Source organism: Azospirillum sp. A29 (genome assembly GCF_042604625.1).
Lineage (GTDB): Bacteria > Pseudomonadota > Alphaproteobacteria > Azospirillales > Azospirillaceae > Azospirillum > Azospirillum palustre.
Genome location: NZ_CP170466.1, coordinates 152,483 through 166,656, shown reverse-complemented (window position 1 = coordinate 166,656; position 14,174 = coordinate 152,483). Strand labels below are relative to the sequence as shown.

Below are 14,174 nucleotides of genomic sequence, written 5' to 3'. Positions count from 1 at the left end.
GAAGTCGTATTCGCTCCGTACTATGCCATCCGGTTTAGATTGCATTCATTTAAAATACACATTACCCCTGCGGCAACTTGTCGCCTTATGGCGCCTGCATCACTTCATCCCTGAAGCGATATTTCAGAACATAAAGCATGTTTGAATCTTTCACGACGACTTGTTGGAACGACTTCAGAACAGCCGGGAACCCTCCGGCACCGAGTGATCCGGACCGACCAGCACCACGGCACCCTCGGCATCGGGCAGGCCAAGGCACAGGACCTCGCTGGTGAAGGGGCCGATGCGCTTGGGCGGGAAGTTCACCACCGCCAGCACCTGCCGGCCGACCAAGGCATCGGCTCGGTAGTGGCTGGTGATCTGGGCCGAACTGCGCTTGGTGCCGATCTCGCCGCCGAAATCGATGGTCAGCTTGTAGGCCGGCTTGCGCGCCTCGGGAAAGGCCTCGACGGCGCGGACGGTGCCGACGCGGATGTCGACCTTGGCGAAATCGTCGTAGCTGATGGTCATGACGGGTCCGATGCTGTTCTGGCGATCCGCGCCAGGGTAGCGCGCCAGGGTCGGCATCGGAATGGGCAAGCGCACGCGGCCTCCATCGGACCAGAGTGGGGACCGAACGAGACAGACGCCGCAAACGAAAAAGGGGCCGCCGATGGCGACCCCTCTTCATGGAAATCCGGCTGACCGGAAAGGATCAGGCCTTCGCCTTGGCGATGGCGGCCTTGACCTCGTCCAGGCTGTCCGAGACGCGCTTGGTCAGGATCTCGGCGGCTTCGGTGTTCGACTTGGCGATCATCTCGCTCAGTTCGCGGATGTTCGACAGCGACTTCTCGAAGGCAGTCTTGACCAGATCGGCCTGCTTGGCGGCCTTCTCTTCCGGGGTGCCGGCAGCCGTCAGCTCACCGACGGCGCGGTTCACGTCTTCGGCGACGGTGCGCAGCACTTCGGCCTGACGGCGGACGATGGCCTGGAAGCCTTCGAAGGCCAGCTGGTTGGCGGCGGTAACCGCCTCGATGTTGCGACGCTGGCTGGCGATGATGGACTCTACGTCCACACCCGGAACCTTCAGGTCACCCATCAGCTTGGACGGATCGAATTCGAGAAAGGGGTTACCGCTGATCTTGGCCATGTTTCTCATCCCAGCATCGGTGTTTGCTGCCCGCATCTGAATACGGGCATGTTGCGTCGCAACATTACAGAGGCCGACTATGCAGAGTGCCGAAAAGTTAGTCAATCCGCTTTTTTGCGCCGCAGCATAACCTTGGCGGGAAAAACTCCCTGCCCCGGCTCGTCGGGCCGTTGCTAAATGCCTGATGCCATGGACTCTGTTCCCGATTGCTTGCCGAGCGGCCCGCGCGGCCGGGTCCAGCGGCAGAAGGTCGCGCCCCAGCGCTCCGCCCCGCGCAGGGCGTTGTCCAGCGCCGCCATGGTGCGCGACAGGTCGGCGGTGTCGTCATCGAGGAACACCCGCATGACGCGGGCATGGACGGTGCCGAGGCCGGCCACGAGTGCCGCCCCGCCGCGCCGGTCGGGATCGATCCCCGCCGCGCGCAGCATCCAGGCCATGGAGCGGCCGAAGGTGCAGGTGAAGGCAAGTGCCGCCGCCGGATCGGCCGGCAGGTCGCGCACGACGGACCGCAACCCCTCACGGTACGGACGAAGCGCGTCGAAGCGGCGCATCATCACATCGAACAGGCGGTCGCGGGCCGATTCGGTCGGATCGACGGGAGCATCACCGGCCAGAACGGTGGCGTCGGCGACGCGCGATACCGCCGCCAGCACGTCGGCGCGCCCGCGATAGCGATGATGGAAGCGAGACAGCGGGATGCCGGCGGTATGCGCGATCTCCAGCAGGCCGACGCGCCGCCAGCCCTTCTCGGCCGCCAGCCCCATCGCCGCCGCCGCAACAGAGCGGTCGAGCGCATCGGAATCCGCCAGATCGACTGTTGGATCGGAGCGGAAGCTGTTGTCTTCAGGCTTGTCGGACGACATGTCGGACATGGCACCACCTCCAGGCGACAGGGATTGCCTTATAAGGTGGTGTGTGGATGGGCGAACGTCACCCGTCCAACCGTTCAATCATGCCTTGCGGACAGCTTCCACCCGGCCGCCGGTCATACTGACCAGATCGGCGGGGGTCAGGCGGAAAACGGCATTGGGCGTGCCGGCGGCGGCCCAGATCGTTTCCAGCCGCAGCAGATCGCCGTCGATCAGCACCAGCGGCGGCACGGCATGGCCGATGGGCGGAATACCACCGATGGCGAAGCCGGTCGACTCGCGGACAAACTCCGGATCGGCACGCTCGATCTTCTCGCCGATCAGCCGGCCGACCGCCTTCTCGTCCACCCGGTTGGCGCCGCTGGCGACGACCAGAACCGGGCGACCGGTCTCCTTCGTGCGGAAAATCAGCGATTTGGCGATCTGCGCCACCTCGCAGCCGATGGCATTGGCGGCATCCTCCGACGTGCGGGTGCTGCCTTCATGCTCGACCACGCGATGGCCGAGGCCGATGCCGTCGAGCAGGGCCTGGACGCGGGCGGCGGAAGGGCTGAGCACCGTCACCGGCACCACCCCTTGCCGCCCTGGCGCGAAGGATCAACCGATGCGGTACAGGCTGCCGCCGACGCCGAGATTTTCGACAACTCCTTGGGGATCTCCATTTGCTGCTCCGTAGAAGTTGGCAACGGTAACTGCTCCGCTAAGGATACCGCCCGCCTGATAGTCGCTCGAGGAATAAATGATCAGGTCGTTCGAATAGGCACCGGAACCGTGTGAAAACCTGACATCCGAAATGTTTATTCCATTTAGGTAAAGAGTATCGTCAGATCATGAGAAATTGAAAATGGTGTCGGACCCATCGTTCTGACTAAAATCATATACGTAATTATCACTGTAGTTGCCCCCAATTAAGGTGTCGTCGCCCTGATTTCCGAACAGCCAATCTATGCCAGATTCGGTGGGCTGATCCCCAATGAGAAGGTCGTTGCCTGCCCCTCCAGCAAGCGAGTCGTTCCCCTGCCCTCCCTTCATACTGTCGTTACCGTCATCGCCATTGAGAACGTCGTTGTACGGCGATCCGAAAACTATATCGTCTCCACCACCTGCATTGACAGTAAGGCGACATTGATTGGCCCAAAGGTTTCCGAGTTCTGATTTCCATTATAGGTCGGCATCATCTCCTTATCTTATGGATTTTATTGAAAATTTGACCATGGAACAGCGATCATCGACTCGCATGTTGCGAGCGATGCGATCCGCATCCCTCAACCGAGTTTAGATCTAATTGCGCTGGAGGGACTTGAGGGCCGTGTAGAGGCCGGCGGCCTTTTGAACATCGGCGTCATCGTTGCTGCGCGTGAAAAGAACTGCACCAACAACCGCGTCGGCTCCGGATTTGCCATTGGTAACGGCATACCGGTGCATCCCCGACTTCCCGGACTGGTCGGGCGACGACAACGCCGAACTCAAGGATCCCGACAAAATGGATGCAAGCAAGCCATTGGCCGTCGCATCGCCGGAATCGAGATCAACAATGCTCATCTGGTCATCCGGAATATCGGCCGTGCGATCGAAACTGACGGATGACAACAAGGTGGAGGAACCGCTTCCAACATCCTGCCGGCTCACGGAGACCTCGCCAAGTCTCGCATTGGCCAGTGACGACGGATCGTAGGGATCTTCAGCGCCGCCCTCTTTCAAAATCGCTGACATATCGGGACGCACCACCCCAGCCGCAGCCAGCGATTTACGAATGATGTCGTTGGCAGCCCCGCCAAGAACGGCCACCTCGTCGTCCGACGTGTTGAGGGCCTTCTTGGTGAAGTCTGAAACCTTTCCCCAATAGTCCGACAACTTGTTGGAGTAGTCGGAAAAAGCGTTCATGAAGTTCGCGACGCCGACATTCCTTATCTTGTCGTTGCCGGGCGTGGAAATATCCGAAGGGGTGTACCCCTCGCCGATGGAATAGGACATTCCCGGCTTGAGATTCTGGATGGCGGATCTGAGATCGACGACCACCCCTGAGGCTCCCCCCGCAGGCCCGGCATTCGCCGGCGCCACAGCGGGTTTTTGAGGATTTGCCTGAACTGTGCTTGACGGCCGGATGTTTCCGGCCATCGCCGGATCTGATGTCACCTTCATGACGCGCTCCTTCGCAGGGTGAGCCGCCCGGTCCGGCCCCCGCAACTTGGCACGTCAGTCCCCAGCCCTAAATGCCCCTAAAGCGTGTTCAGAATGCACCTTTTCGTCACTTCCGGCAATCAGAAACTCTCTTCAAAGATGCACATTCTTTCGCGGCTTCGATCTATCCATTCAACCGGCCAGTTCGCGCGACCGCCGGGTGGCGGCGGCGATGGCAGAGGTCATTACCGGCTGCAAGCCCTCCGGCGCCATCAGCACCTCGAGCGCGGCCTGGGTTGTGCCGTTCGGGCTGGTCACCGCCTTGCGCAGATCGGCGGCCTCCTGCTGAGGCGAGGCGTCGAGCAGTGCACCGGCCCCCGACACGGTGGCGCGGGCCAGCCGCATCGCCAGATCGGCCGGCAGTCCGGCGGCCTCGCCGGCCTTCGCCATCGCCTCGACCAGGAAGAAGACATAGGCCGGGCCGCTGCCCGACACGGCGGTGACGGGATCCAGCAGCCCTTCGTCCTCCACCCAGGCGACATCGCCGACGGCGCGCAGCAGGCGATCGGACAGGTCGCGCTGGTCAGCGCTGACACGCGAATTGGCGACGGCGACGGTCATGCCCCGGCCGATGGCGGCCGGCGTGTTGGGCATGGAGCGGACCACGACCGTCCCCTCTCCCAGCAGCCGTTCGAAATAGGCGATGGTCTTGCCGGCGGCGATCGACAGGAAGACAGTGTTGGGGCCGACCAGGGCACGGTAGGACGGCAGCGCCTCCTCCATCACCTGCGGCTTCACTGCCAGGACGACCACGTTGGGAACGAAGCCATCCGGCAGGGCGTCGGCGCCGGATGCCAGGGTGACGCGGGAGTCGCCCGCCACCGATTGCGGCAGGCCGGCGCGGTCGACCACCACGACGCGCGACGCCGTCCCGGCGGCAAGCCAGCCGTCCAGCATCGCCCCGCCCATCTTCCCGCATCCGACCAACAGCAGCGACGCACCCGATTCCGCCGTCATGACCCCTGCCCCTCTCCGGTTCGCCGGGGCTTTCCCGCCCAGGCCTCTTGTCTTGTTACGCTTCGCCCATGGTGTCGAGAATGGCGGCGGACACCGCCTCGGACGCCGACTTCCCGCCCCAGATCACGAACTGGAAGGCGGGATAGAAGCGCTCGCATTCCGACAGGGCGATCTCCACCAGATCCTCAAGCTGCTCCACCGCGGCGCCACGCGCCCCGCGCAGCAGCATGGTCTGGCGGAACATCGGCGTATGCTCTTCCGAGCAAACGTCGAAATGGCCCAGCCACATGCGGCCGTTGACCTCGGCCAGCAGTTCGGCGACGGCGGTGCGGCGGGCGGCCTGGACCTTCATGTCGAACTGGCAGGAGAACTGCATCGCGGCGACGTCCGGCTGCCAGACGAAATAGAGCCGGTAATCGCACCAGCGCCCGCCGATCTCGACGACCAGCTCGTCCTCGGTGGCGCGGTCGAAGGGCCATTCGTTGGCAGTGACGATCTCCTCGACCACGTCGAGCGGATTGTGGGCGGAAGTGGTGGTCTCGACGGCGACTGCCGACATGTCCGCGTCCTCCTGTGAAGGCGCTATGGGCGGTACCGTTCACCAGGACCGAAGAGACGCGCCGGCGACAGCACGCGGTCCGGGCCAATACCCCAAGATGATGAAAAAACGGGCTGAATCGAGAGCGAGACTGGCGCCGACGCACACCCATCCGGCCGCGGGAAGCGGCGCGGACAAGGGACGACGGGAGGGGGCGTCGGGTGTGTGGGCGGCGGCGCCGACGCTCAGGCGGCCGGGGTGGCCTTGCTGCCAGGCTTGCCCTCTTCCGGCTTGGCGTCCGCCGGATCGGCCTCGACCACGGCGGGGACACCGGCGGCCTCGACCGGAACCGGCAGCGGCGCCTTCGCGGCGCTCAGCGATGCGACGGTCGCCTCAAGGGCGGCCAGCCGCTCGGCCATCACTTCCTGCTCCTCGCGGGCCTTGGCGGCCATGGCGCGGACAGCCTCGTATTCCTCGCGGCTGACCACGTCCATCCGCGACAGAACACGTTCGAGCTGGGCACGAAGCTGGCCTTCGGCCTCTTCGCGCAAGGACGAGAAGGCGCCGAGAGCGCCACCCGCCACACGGGCGAGATCGTCCAAAATCCTGTTGTCCACCTGCATCGCTCTGACTTCCGGTTACCGTTCGTTCATTATGGACGCCGCGCGCGGCGACTTCAACGCCCTTGGCCGTGTGGGCAGGCCGTCAATTTCGCCGGGGCATTATTTGGGCCGGCCGTCATTTCGCGGGGACCGCGTTGAAGCGGTCGCGCAGCGCCTTCAGGTCCAGGGTCTGGGTCGGGCCGGCCCAGGGGCCGGTCATGCGCAAGGTCAGTGGCGGCAGGTCGCCGTCCGTCTTCACCTTCAGGGTCAAACCCAAATCCACCTCCTCCTCGGCCAGCGAGACGGTGCCGGCCAGCGTGCCGTCGGCCGGCGCGGTGGTCAGGCGAGCATCCTCGGTGCGGATCACCCCGTTGTCGATGGCGAAGCGGGCGTCGAGCCGGTCGAGCTTCGTCTCTCCGCCCTGGAGCGCGCCGGCGACCGCGGTCAGCACCTCCTGCGTGCGCTCCACCCCGGCAAGGCGGCTGCGCAATGCCGCGAGGTCGACACCGCGCAGCACGCCGCCCGACGCCACCGCCCGGCCGCGGCCGGTCAGGCTGCGGAGCAGCGCATCGCCATGGCCGCTGCCCGACAGGGTCACGTCGAGATCGACTGTGCCGCCGCTGAGGCCGAGCCCGGTGAGGCCGGACAGCGCATTGCCCGTGTCGGCCTTGATGACGGTGAGATCGGCGTCGAGCTTCGGCGCCTGCCCGGCCGCCGTGGCGAGACGGCCGCTGAGGCCGATCTGGCCGCCCTGCCACTCGCCGTCCAGCTGCTCCAGTGTTGCGACGCCCTTGGACAGGGTCGCCCGCAGCGCCGGCTGGGCGATGCGCTGCCCGCCCACTGTCAGGGAGGTGGAGGTCAGGCCGAGGCGGCCGTCCAGCGACTGCATCCAGGCGAGGTCGGACAGCGGGTCGGCCGGCGTTGCGGCGGGATCGCCAGCGGCGGAGGCAGGACGACCGGCGCCGTCGCCGACCAGCGGGGCGTTGCGCAGCCGGTCGAGGTCGAGGTCGCCGGTCTGGATGTCGGCCTGGAAGGCGGGGCGTTCAGCCTTGCGGTCCAGCACCAGCTTGCCGCGCAGGGGCACGCCGGCGACCAGCCCCTGGAGGTTGTTCAGGGCAGGAGACGCCGCCGAACCCGACAGCTCGCCATAGAGATCGAGCGGGCCGTAGGCGCGGGCCAAGCCGGTGTCGGTGAACAGGGCGGCGATCCGCCCCATCTCCGGATGGGTGAGGCGCAGCTTGAGGTCGGCGCTGGGCGTGCGGTCCAGCCCGAGCAGAACGCCGCCGGCCTCCAGCGTGCCGCCGAGCATGCCGGCCGAGGCCTCCACCGCCAGCCGCTCGCCATCGCCGGCCAGCCGCGCCTTGGCGCTGACGGCACCCAGCCGCTCCGGCACCGGCAGGCCGCGCGGCCAGGACACCGCACTGGGCAGGCCGCCCAGCGACTTGGCATCGGCCGTCAGGGCGAGATTCACGCCGCGCAGCGGGATCAGGCTGGCGACCTGACCGTCGATGCGGGCCTGGAGGCCGGCGATGTCGTCCACCTTGGCCTCGCGCACCGTCAGCGCACCGGAGGCGACCGTGGCGTCGAGGCGCAGCCCCTGCACCGGCAGCCCGCCCACCGTCAGCTGCCCGACCCGCAGATCGAGGTTGGCGTCGGCAATGCCGATCATGCGCTGCGGTGTCTGGGCGGAACCGGTGGAGCCGTTGGCGGTCCCATTGCGCGGGCCGACGGCGCGGTTGGCCGGCTGCGCAGCGGTCTGGGAGGGCCCCTGGGAAGGCGCCTGGGCGGTCGTGGGATCGGCCGGCAGGTAGCCGTCCAGATTGAGGCGGTCAAGTTCCAGCCGGGCGCCGAAGGCGGGTCGGCCGCGGTCGACATAGGCGATGGCGCCGCTGAGGCGGCTGCTGTCGAAGCGGAAATCGAGGCCCGACAGCTCGAAGCGGTCGGCATGGCCCTGGAGACGGCCCGACAGCGAGGCTCGGCGCAGCCGGTCGGCCGGGACGCCGCGCAGGTCGAGCTTCGCCCAGTCCAGCAGGGCGCGCAAATTGTCGGCGTTCGCCTCCATCCGCACGTCCAGCGTCGGCTGGCCGCCCGGCGTCGTCACCTCCCCCGCCGCGACGAAGTCGGAGCCGCCGGGCAGAAGCGCGCTGATCCGGTCGATGTTCAGCCGGCCGCCGGAGAGGCTGGCCTCGATCCGGCCCTGCCGCACCACGCCGCGGTTGTAGGCGATGGCGTCGACGGCGACATCCAGCTTGGCCTCCACCCCGGCCGGCAGCACGAGGGACAGGGATTGCGCCTTGCCGCCGCCGGAAGCGTCCGTGGTGCCGGACGCGGCGGATGGGGCGGACGCGATGTTGCCGCCGTTGCGCGCACCCTGGGCCAGCCAGGCATCGAGGTCGAGACGGTTGACGGCGAGGGTCAGTTCGGTGCGCGGCTCCTCGCGCTTGGCGGGATCGCCGGCGCGGAGCGTGGCATTGCCGGTGGCACGCGTGTCGCCCAGCTGCGCTTCCAGCCCGGAGAAGGTGGCGAGGCTGGTCCCCGCCTCTACCGTCGAGCGCAGGCTGAAGGGCTGGGCCAGTGCCGCCGGGGCCCAGGAGGATTTCGGGGAGTCGATCAGCTTGGCGAAATCGCTGCCCTCGGCGCGCAGATCGCCCTGGACCTTCGACCCGTTCCCGCTGTTGCCGCCGCCGGTCAGGATGCCGGCGAAGCGCAGGGTGGCGTCGGTGTGCGGCATCGACAGGGTTGCGCGCACCGGCACCGCCGCCCCTTCGGTGAAGCGGCCGGCGGTCGCCTCGGCATGCAAGGACAGGCCGCGCAGGCGGAAGTCGCCCTGGATCTGGAAAGGGCCGTTCAGGCTGCCGGCGGCGATGCGGGCGCTGAGGCCCGCCACCGTCTCGGTCCGGCCGTTGCGGTCGTCGCGGTAGATGATCGTGCCGTTGTCGATCAGCACCTGATCGAAGCTGACGGCGGAAACCAGACCCTCGGCCGCCCCCAGCCCGTCGCCGCCGCGGGTACCGGCGGTGGACAGGTCCCAGTTGATGCGGCCGTCCTTCAGCACCTCGACCACGAAGGTGGGTTCGACCAGCGCGATGCTTTCGACCTGGATGCGACCGCCCAGCAGCGGGCCGAGCGCCACCCGGGCGTCGAGCTTCTTCAGGCGCACCATGTCGGGTTCGGCGGCGCCGGCGGCGTTGGCGAGCCGGGCGTCGCGCACCGTCAGCGCCGGCGACGGCAGCAGGGTGAAGCCGACGTCGCCCCGCAACTCCACCTGCCGGCCGGTCACCTGCGACACCCGCTCGGCGATGATGCCCTTGTAGGCGTTCCAGTCGATGAGGCTCGGCGCCGCCAGCAGCAGACCGGCCGAAACCGCCAGTCCGGCCAGTGCAGCGATCAGGATCTTCTTCACCGGGTTTCCGCCTTCCCTGCGACCGGCCCTGTCGTCGGCCGCGCCCCTTTGCCACGTCTACACAAAGACCAGTTCCCCCACCCATCGCACCGTCCGCTTCCGGTGCGCGCCATCCTTCGGTAAGCTAGCGCCCGCAGAAGAAACAAGCAATTTGGGCAATCCCACGGCCAAGTCGGGATCCGCCCGGATTTTTCGCAAAGTTTTTTCGTCCTGCCGCCCGCCGGAATCGGCCGTGCGGCACAGAACCCCCTGAAAACAGCCACCGGAGACCGTGCCATGGGCGACGTGGTCAACCTCAACCGTTTCCGCAAGACCCGCGACAAGGCGGAGCGCACCAGGGAAGCGGAGGCGAATCGGGCCCGATTCGGCCGCACCAAGGCGGAGAAGGAGCGCGACCGCAAGGATGCCGAGCGGCGCACTCAGACTTTGGATGGGCATAAGCTGGACGGGGAGGACTGACCGTATAAGCCGAAAGCACGGCAAAGACCAAGCTGCGGGGTGGGAATAACCTCTGCTTTTTTGTTACTATTGGGTATGCCGATAGTTCCCTATTGCGACTATCGGGGCGGTTGTGTGACAGTGCCGGTCATGGGCGCCGGCCGGCGCTTTCCTAGGCTGATGGGGAGGGCCGTCTTCATGGTCGACATGACGTCTTTTCGCGGTTCGGTGCAGACGCCTCAGACGCAAACCCCCAGCTGGCTGCCGGCAATCCGCTCGGTCGAGATGGACCGGCCCTGGGTCTGGCTGGCGTCGGCCTGGCAGGACATGATGGCCGCCCCAGGCATCAGCTTCGCCTACGGCGCGCTGGCGGTGATCTCCAGCCTAGTGCTGGTGGTCGGGCTGGCGACGCTGGACATGGAATATCTGCTGCTGCCGATGGCGGCCGGCTTCATGCTTGTCGGGCCGCTGTTCGCCGTCGGGCTCTATGAGACCAGCCGCCTGCTGGAGCTGGGCGAACGGCCGACGCTGGCCAAGGTGGTCGCAGCCTATCGCCGCAACGGGGTGCAGATCGCCGGGATCGGCATGGTGCTGATGCTGGCGCTGCTGGCCTGGATCCGCGTCGCCTTCCTGATCTTCGCCCTGTTCTTCTCCGGCGAACCGCCGGCGTTGGACCAGCTGGTCGACCGCATCTTCTTCTCGGCGGAGACCATTCCCTTCCTGCTGACCGGGACGGTGTTCGGCGGGATCATCGCGACGGCGGTGTTCTCCATCGCCGTGGTGTCGGTGCCGATGCTGCTGGACCGTGAGACCGATGTCTTCACCGCCATGGCGACCAGCATCGCGGTGGTGCGCGCCAACGTCAAACCCATGGTCGCCTGGGGCTTCCTGATCGCCCTGTTCATGAGCGCCGGGATGGTCACCGGCTTCCTCGGGCTGGCCATCGCCCTGCCGGTCGTCGGGCATGCCTCCTGGCATTGCTACCGCGATCTGGTCGGCATCGGGCGGTGAGATAGGGCAGCAGCCCACCCCATAAGCGGACAAAGCCCCTCTCCCCCGGCGGGAGAGGGGCTTTTTTCATCCCTTCTTGAAGAAGGCCTCGGCCGCCGATTTCTGCGCCTGCTTGGCGGCGATGGCGGCGCGGGCGCGGACGATTTCCGCTTCCAGCGTGGCGATGTAGGCCTCGATCTCGGCCACGCCCATCACGGTCAGGTCCTTGGGTGCCGGCTTGGCCTTGCGCGGCTCCAAATCCTCGAAACGCTCGTCGATGGCCATGATCGGGTTCCTCCCCCCTGCCGTGTTTTCAGCCCCTTGTCCGGCTTGTCAGGCCGGTTGGGCAAATCTACCTTTCGGGCCGGACATTGCCAAACAGACAAAAACGGAAGGGACGACCGACATGGGTCTAAGCTTGCCCGACAGCATGCGCTGCGTCGAGATCACCCAGCCCGGCGGGCCGGAGATGCTGCGCCCCGCCCGCCGCCCCGCCCCGGTTCCCGGCCCCGGCGAAATCCTGGTGGAAGTCGCCGCCGCCGGCGTGAATCGTCCCGACACGCTGCAACGCCAGGGCCGCTACGACCCGCCGCCGGGCGCATCCGACCTGCCGGGGCTTGAGCTGTCCGGCACGGTGATCGCCATCGGCGAAGGTGTGGAGAGCTGGGCCAGCGGCGACAGGGTCTGCGCCCTGGTGGCCGGTGGCGGCTATGCCGAATATTGCGTGGTGCCGGCGGTGCAGGCCCTGCCCGTGCCGGGCCCGCTGTCGATGGTCGAGGCGGCGGCGGTGCCGGAAACCTTCTTCACCGTCTGGACCAACGTGTTCGAGCGCGGCGCCCTGAAGCGCGGCGAGACCCTGCTGATCCATGGCGGATCGAGCGGCATCGGCACCACCGCCATCCAACTGGCCAAGGCCTTCGGCGCGACGGTGTTCAGCACCGCCGGCAGCGACGACAAGTGCCGCGCCTGCGAGGAGTTGGGTGCCAACCGCGCCATCAACTACAAGACCGAGGATTTCGTCGCGGTCATCCGCGAGGCGACCGGCGGTCGCGGCGTCGATGTGGTGCTGGACATGGTCGGTGGCGACTACATCGCCCGCGACATCGACATCATGGCGGTGGACGGCCGTCACGTCTCCATCGCCTTCCTGCAGGGGGCGAAGGTGTCGCTGAACATGGCTCCGGTGATGACCAAGCGGCTGACACTGACCGGATCGACGCTGCGCGCCCGCCCGGTTGCGGAGAAGGGCCGCATCGCCGCGGCCTTGCGTGAGCATGTCTGGCCGCTGCTGGAGACCGGCGGCATCAAGCCGCAAATCCACGCCACCTTCCCGCTGGAACAGGCGGACGAGGCGCACCGGCTGATGGAAAGCAGCGCGCATATCGGCAAGATCGTGCTGACGGTGGGGCCGGACGCAGCCTGATTTTGCGCTTTTCTTCGCCGCTGCGGCGCCGTCGGGCTTGCCATCCGCTGCCAAGACAGGTTAGCAGAGGCGAGCGGGCGGCCGGGATTTCCCGGTGCGCCTGCGCAAGCATGCTTACGCGGACCGGTATTCGCCCTATATCGTGGTGACGAGAATGGGGCGGCTGCCCCCGGAGTCGCGAAGCCGGGTCGCAAAGCCGTCCCCGCGCCGCATAACCAGTTTGAACGGCCGGCCGCACCACCCGCCAGCGGGTGCGGCCGGTAAAGAAGTTTGTCAGGAGGGATGATGGCTCTGCCCTTGATGCCGAAAGCGACAGCCGTCTGGCTGGTCGAGAACACGTCCTTGTCCTTCGAGCAGATCGCCGCCTTCTGCGGCATGCATTCGCTGGAAGTCCAGGCCATCGCCGACGGCGAGGTCGCGGTCGGCATGGTGGGGCTGGACCCCATCGCCAACGGCCAGCTGACCAAGCAGGAGATCGAGCGCTGCGAGAAGAATCAGGACCTGCGCCTGAAGCTTCTGGTCGCCGACCTGCCGCAGGTCGCCTCCCGCTCCAAGGGTCCGCGCTACACCCCGATCACCAAGCGCGGCGACAAGCCCGACGCCATCGCCTGGCTGCTAAAGCACCATCCGGAGCTGTCGGACGCCCAGGTCTGCCGCCTGATCGGCACCACCAAGCCGACCATCGCCGCGGTGCGCGACCGCACCCACTGGAACGTCGCCAACATCAAGCCGCGCAGCCCGGTGATGCTGGGCCTCTGTTCCCAGCGCGAGCTGGAAGAGGCGCTGGCGCTGGCGATCCGCCGCGGCGGCGTGCCGCGTGCCCCGGAGGATGCCGCCGAAGACTTCTACGGCGAAGGCCGCGAGGACGACCGCTATTCCGAACAGGAAGACGCGCACTGAGGGGGGTATCCCTCTCCCCGAGCGGGAGGGGGAATACCGCTTGATGAGAGCTTAGAAGCCGGCCATGACCGACCCCACCATCCCTCCGCCCCGCCTCGTCGTCGGCATCAGCGGCGCGTCGGGAGTGATCTACGGCATCCGCGTGCTGCAGACGCTACGGCGGATCGGCGTCGAATCGCATCTGGTGGTCAGCCGGTCGGCCGAGGTCACTCTGGCGCATGAAACCGCCATGAAGGTGGCCGAACTGCGGGCGCTGGCCGATGTCAGCTATGCCGCCGCCGACATCGGCGCGGCCGTGTCCAGCGGCAGCTTCCGCACGCTCGGCATGGTGGTCGCCCCCTGCTCCGTCCGGACGATGAGCGAGATTGCCAGCGGCGTCACCTCCACCCTGCTGACGCGGGCGGCGGACGTGGCGCTGAAGGAACGGCGCCGGCTGGTTTTGATGGTGCGGGAGACGCCGCTGCATCTGGGTCACCTGCGCACCATGACCGCGCTGGCCGAAATGGGGGCGGTGATCGCGCCGCCGGTCCCGGCCTTCTACGCCAAACCGCAGGGCATCGACGATCTGGTCGACCATTCCGTTGGCCGGGTGCTGGACCTGTTCGGGCTGGACGCCGGAAACCTGCGGCGCTGGGGCGAACGTCAGGGAGACACCTGACCCGCGACGGTCGCCTAACAGGTGGCTTGGAGCGCGGGCGCAATGCCATTATACCGCTGTCGATGCACCACGACGCGGAACCGGCA

General features: G+C 66.9%; 16 protein-coding genes and 1 pseudogene. 5 read left to right on the top strand and 12 right to left on the bottom strand.

Annotated features, from left to right (window positions below):
• Nucleotides 1–174: 174 nt before the first annotated feature.
• The 11 genes and pseudogenes from ABNQ38_RS15650 to ABNQ38_RS15600 all read right to left on the bottom strand — a co-directional run bounded on the left by ABNQ38_RS15650 (nucleotide 175) and on the right by ABNQ38_RS15600 (nucleotide 9,679).
• Nucleotides 175–510, bottom strand: coding sequence for a tRNA-binding protein (locus ABNQ38_RS15650; RefSeq protein WP_377809207.1), 336 nt, complete (start codon nucleotides 508–510; stop codon nucleotides 175–177).
• Between the two features lie 184 nt (nucleotides 511–694).
• The gene (locus ABNQ38_RS15645; RefSeq protein ID WP_098739651.1) at nucleotides 695–1,129 is read right to left on the bottom strand and encodes a phasin family protein; all 435 of its coding nucleotides are present in this window, start codon (nucleotides 1,127–1,129) and stop codon (nucleotides 695–697) included.
• 173 nt (nucleotides 1,130–1,302) lie between these two features.
• A complete protein-coding gene (locus ABNQ38_RS15640) occupies nucleotides 1,303–2,001 on the bottom strand; it encodes a TetR/AcrR family transcriptional regulator (RefSeq protein ID WP_377809206.1) in 699 nt (232 codons plus the stop codon).
• Between the two features lie 78 nt (nucleotides 2,002–2,079).
• On the bottom strand, nucleotides 2,080–2,562 hold the full coding sequence (locus ABNQ38_RS15635) for a YbaK/EbsC family protein (protein ID WP_377809205.1): 483 nt from the start codon (nucleotides 2,560–2,562) through the stop codon (nucleotides 2,080–2,082).
• A 264-nt stretch (nucleotides 2,563–2,826) separates the two neighbouring features.
• On the bottom strand, nucleotides 2,827–2,973 hold the full coding sequence (locus ABNQ38_RS15630; protein ID WP_377810133.1) for a hypothetical protein: 147 nt from the start codon (nucleotides 2,971–2,973) through the stop codon (nucleotides 2,827–2,829).
• A 3-nt stretch (nucleotides 2,974–2,976) separates the two neighbouring features.
• Nucleotides 2,977–3,093, bottom strand: a pseudogene (locus ABNQ38_RS15625) (calcium-binding protein); the annotation flags it as partial.
• 186 nt (nucleotides 3,094–3,279) lie between these two features.
• A complete protein-coding gene (locus ABNQ38_RS15620) occupies nucleotides 3,280–4,140 on the bottom strand; it encodes a hypothetical protein (RefSeq protein ID WP_377809204.1) in 861 nt (286 codons plus the stop codon).
• Nucleotides 4,141–4,311: 171 nt separating this feature from the next.
• Nucleotides 4,312–5,136 (bottom strand): pyrroline-5-carboxylate reductase, encoded by an 825-nt coding sequence (gene proC / locus ABNQ38_RS15615; protein WP_377809203.1) that lies wholly within the window; start codon nucleotides 5,134–5,136, stop codon nucleotides 4,312–4,314.
• A gap of 55 nt (nucleotides 5,137–5,191) precedes the next feature.
• Nucleotides 5,192–5,695 (bottom strand): YbjN domain-containing protein, encoded by a 504-nt coding sequence (locus ABNQ38_RS15610; RefSeq protein ID WP_109048371.1) that lies wholly within the window; start codon nucleotides 5,693–5,695, stop codon nucleotides 5,192–5,194.
• Between the two features lie 224 nt (nucleotides 5,696–5,919).
• Complete coding sequence (locus ABNQ38_RS15605) at nucleotides 5,920–6,297, bottom strand: accessory factor UbiK family protein (RefSeq protein ID WP_377809202.1); 378 nt, start codon at nucleotides 6,295–6,297, stop codon at nucleotides 5,920–5,922.
• 115 nt (nucleotides 6,298–6,412) lie between these two features.
• The gene (locus ABNQ38_RS15600; protein ID WP_377809201.1) at nucleotides 6,413–9,679 is read right to left on the bottom strand and encodes an AsmA family protein; all 3,267 of its coding nucleotides are present in this window, start codon (nucleotides 9,677–9,679) and stop codon (nucleotides 6,413–6,415) included.
• 276 nt (nucleotides 9,680–9,955) lie between these two features.
• Here ABNQ38_RS15600 and ABNQ38_RS15595 point away from each other — a divergent pair, with 276 nt between their 5' ends.
• A complete protein-coding gene (locus ABNQ38_RS15595) occupies nucleotides 9,956–10,138 on the top strand; it encodes a DUF4169 family protein (RefSeq protein ID WP_109048374.1) in 183 nt (60 codons plus the stop codon).
• A 177-nt stretch (nucleotides 10,139–10,315) separates the two neighbouring features.
• Nucleotides 10,316–11,128 (top strand): DUF2189 domain-containing protein, encoded by an 813-nt coding sequence (locus ABNQ38_RS15590; RefSeq protein WP_377809200.1) that lies wholly within the window; start codon nucleotides 10,316–10,318, stop codon nucleotides 11,126–11,128.
• A 66-nt stretch (nucleotides 11,129–11,194) separates the two neighbouring features.
• Here the strand turns inward: ABNQ38_RS15590 and ABNQ38_RS15585 are convergent, their stop codons facing one another.
• Nucleotides 11,195–11,392: a DUF1192 family protein gene (locus ABNQ38_RS15585; RefSeq protein ID WP_377809199.1), complete on the bottom strand. Its 198-nt coding sequence runs from the start codon at nucleotides 11,390–11,392 to the stop codon at nucleotides 11,195–11,197.
• 121 nt (nucleotides 11,393–11,513) lie between these two features.
• On the opposite strand from ABNQ38_RS15585, the gene ABNQ38_RS15580 reads away from it, so the two are divergent.
• The 3 genes from ABNQ38_RS15580 (at nucleotide 11,514) to ABNQ38_RS15570 (ending at nucleotide 14,088) form a co-directional block, all read left to right on the top strand.
• A complete protein-coding gene (locus tag ABNQ38_RS15580) occupies nucleotides 11,514–12,530 on the top strand; it encodes an NAD(P)H-quinone oxidoreductase (RefSeq protein ID WP_377809198.1) in 1,017 nt (338 codons plus the stop codon).
• A gap of 285 nt (nucleotides 12,531–12,815) precedes the next feature.
• Nucleotides 12,816–13,430: a DUF1013 domain-containing protein gene (locus ABNQ38_RS15575; protein WP_109442700.1), complete on the top strand. Its 615-nt coding sequence runs from the start codon at nucleotides 12,816–12,818 to the stop codon at nucleotides 13,428–13,430.
• A 64-nt stretch (nucleotides 13,431–13,494) separates the two neighbouring features.
• Nucleotides 13,495–14,088, top strand: coding sequence for a UbiX family flavin prenyltransferase (locus ABNQ38_RS15570; protein WP_377809197.1), 594 nt, complete (start codon nucleotides 13,495–13,497; stop codon nucleotides 14,086–14,088).
• The last annotated feature ends 86 nt before the right edge of the window (nucleotides 14,089–14,174 follow it).

What these genes read in the sequence shown, in the direction of transcription:
- ABNQ38_RS15650 (WP_377809207.1), bottom strand. Translation starts at nt 510, where the DNA reads ATGACCATCAGCTACGACGATTTCGCCAAGGTCGACATCCGCGTCGGC.
- proC (WP_377809203.1), bottom strand. Translation starts at nt 5,136, where the DNA reads ATGACGGCGGAATCGGGTGCGTCGCTGCTGTTGGTCGGATGCGGGAAG.
- ABNQ38_RS15570 (WP_377809197.1), top strand. Translation starts at nt 13,495, where the DNA reads ATGACCGACCCCACCATCCCTCCGCCCCGCCTCGTCGTCGGCATCAGC.
- ABNQ38_RS15610 (WP_109048371.1), bottom strand. Translation starts at nt 5,695, where the DNA reads ATGTCGGCAGTCGCCGTCGAGACCACCACTTCCGCCCACAATCCGCTC.
- ABNQ38_RS15605 (WP_377809202.1), bottom strand. Translation starts at nt 6,297, where the DNA reads ATGCAGGTGGACAACAGGATTTTGGACGATCTCGCCCGTGTGGCGGGT.
- ABNQ38_RS15580 (WP_377809198.1), top strand. Translation starts at nt 11,514, where the DNA reads ATGGGTCTAAGCTTGCCCGACAGCATGCGCTGCGTCGAGATCACCCAG.
- ABNQ38_RS15575 (WP_109442700.1), top strand. Translation starts at nt 12,816, where the DNA reads ATGGCTCTGCCCTTGATGCCGAAAGCGACAGCCGTCTGGCTGGTCGAG.
- ABNQ38_RS15590 (WP_377809200.1), top strand. Translation starts at nt 10,316, where the DNA reads ATGGTCGACATGACGTCTTTTCGCGGTTCGGTGCAGACGCCTCAGACG.
- ABNQ38_RS15620 (WP_377809204.1), bottom strand. Translation starts at nt 4,140, where the DNA reads ATGAAGGTGACATCAGATCCGGCGATGGCCGGAAACATCCGGCCGTCA.
- ABNQ38_RS15640 (WP_377809206.1), bottom strand. Translation starts at nt 2,001, where the DNA reads ATGTCCGACATGTCGTCCGACAAGCCTGAAGACAACAGCTTCCGCTCC.
- ABNQ38_RS15585 (WP_377809199.1), bottom strand. Translation starts at nt 11,392, where the DNA reads ATGGCCATCGACGAGCGTTTCGAGGATTTGGAGCCGCGCAAGGCCAAG.
- ABNQ38_RS15595 (WP_109048374.1), top strand. Translation starts at nt 9,956, where the DNA reads ATGGGCGACGTGGTCAACCTCAACCGTTTCCGCAAGACCCGCGACAAG.
- ABNQ38_RS15645 (WP_098739651.1), bottom strand. Translation starts at nt 1,129, where the DNA reads ATGGCCAAGATCAGCGGTAACCCCTTTCTCGAATTCGATCCGTCCAAG.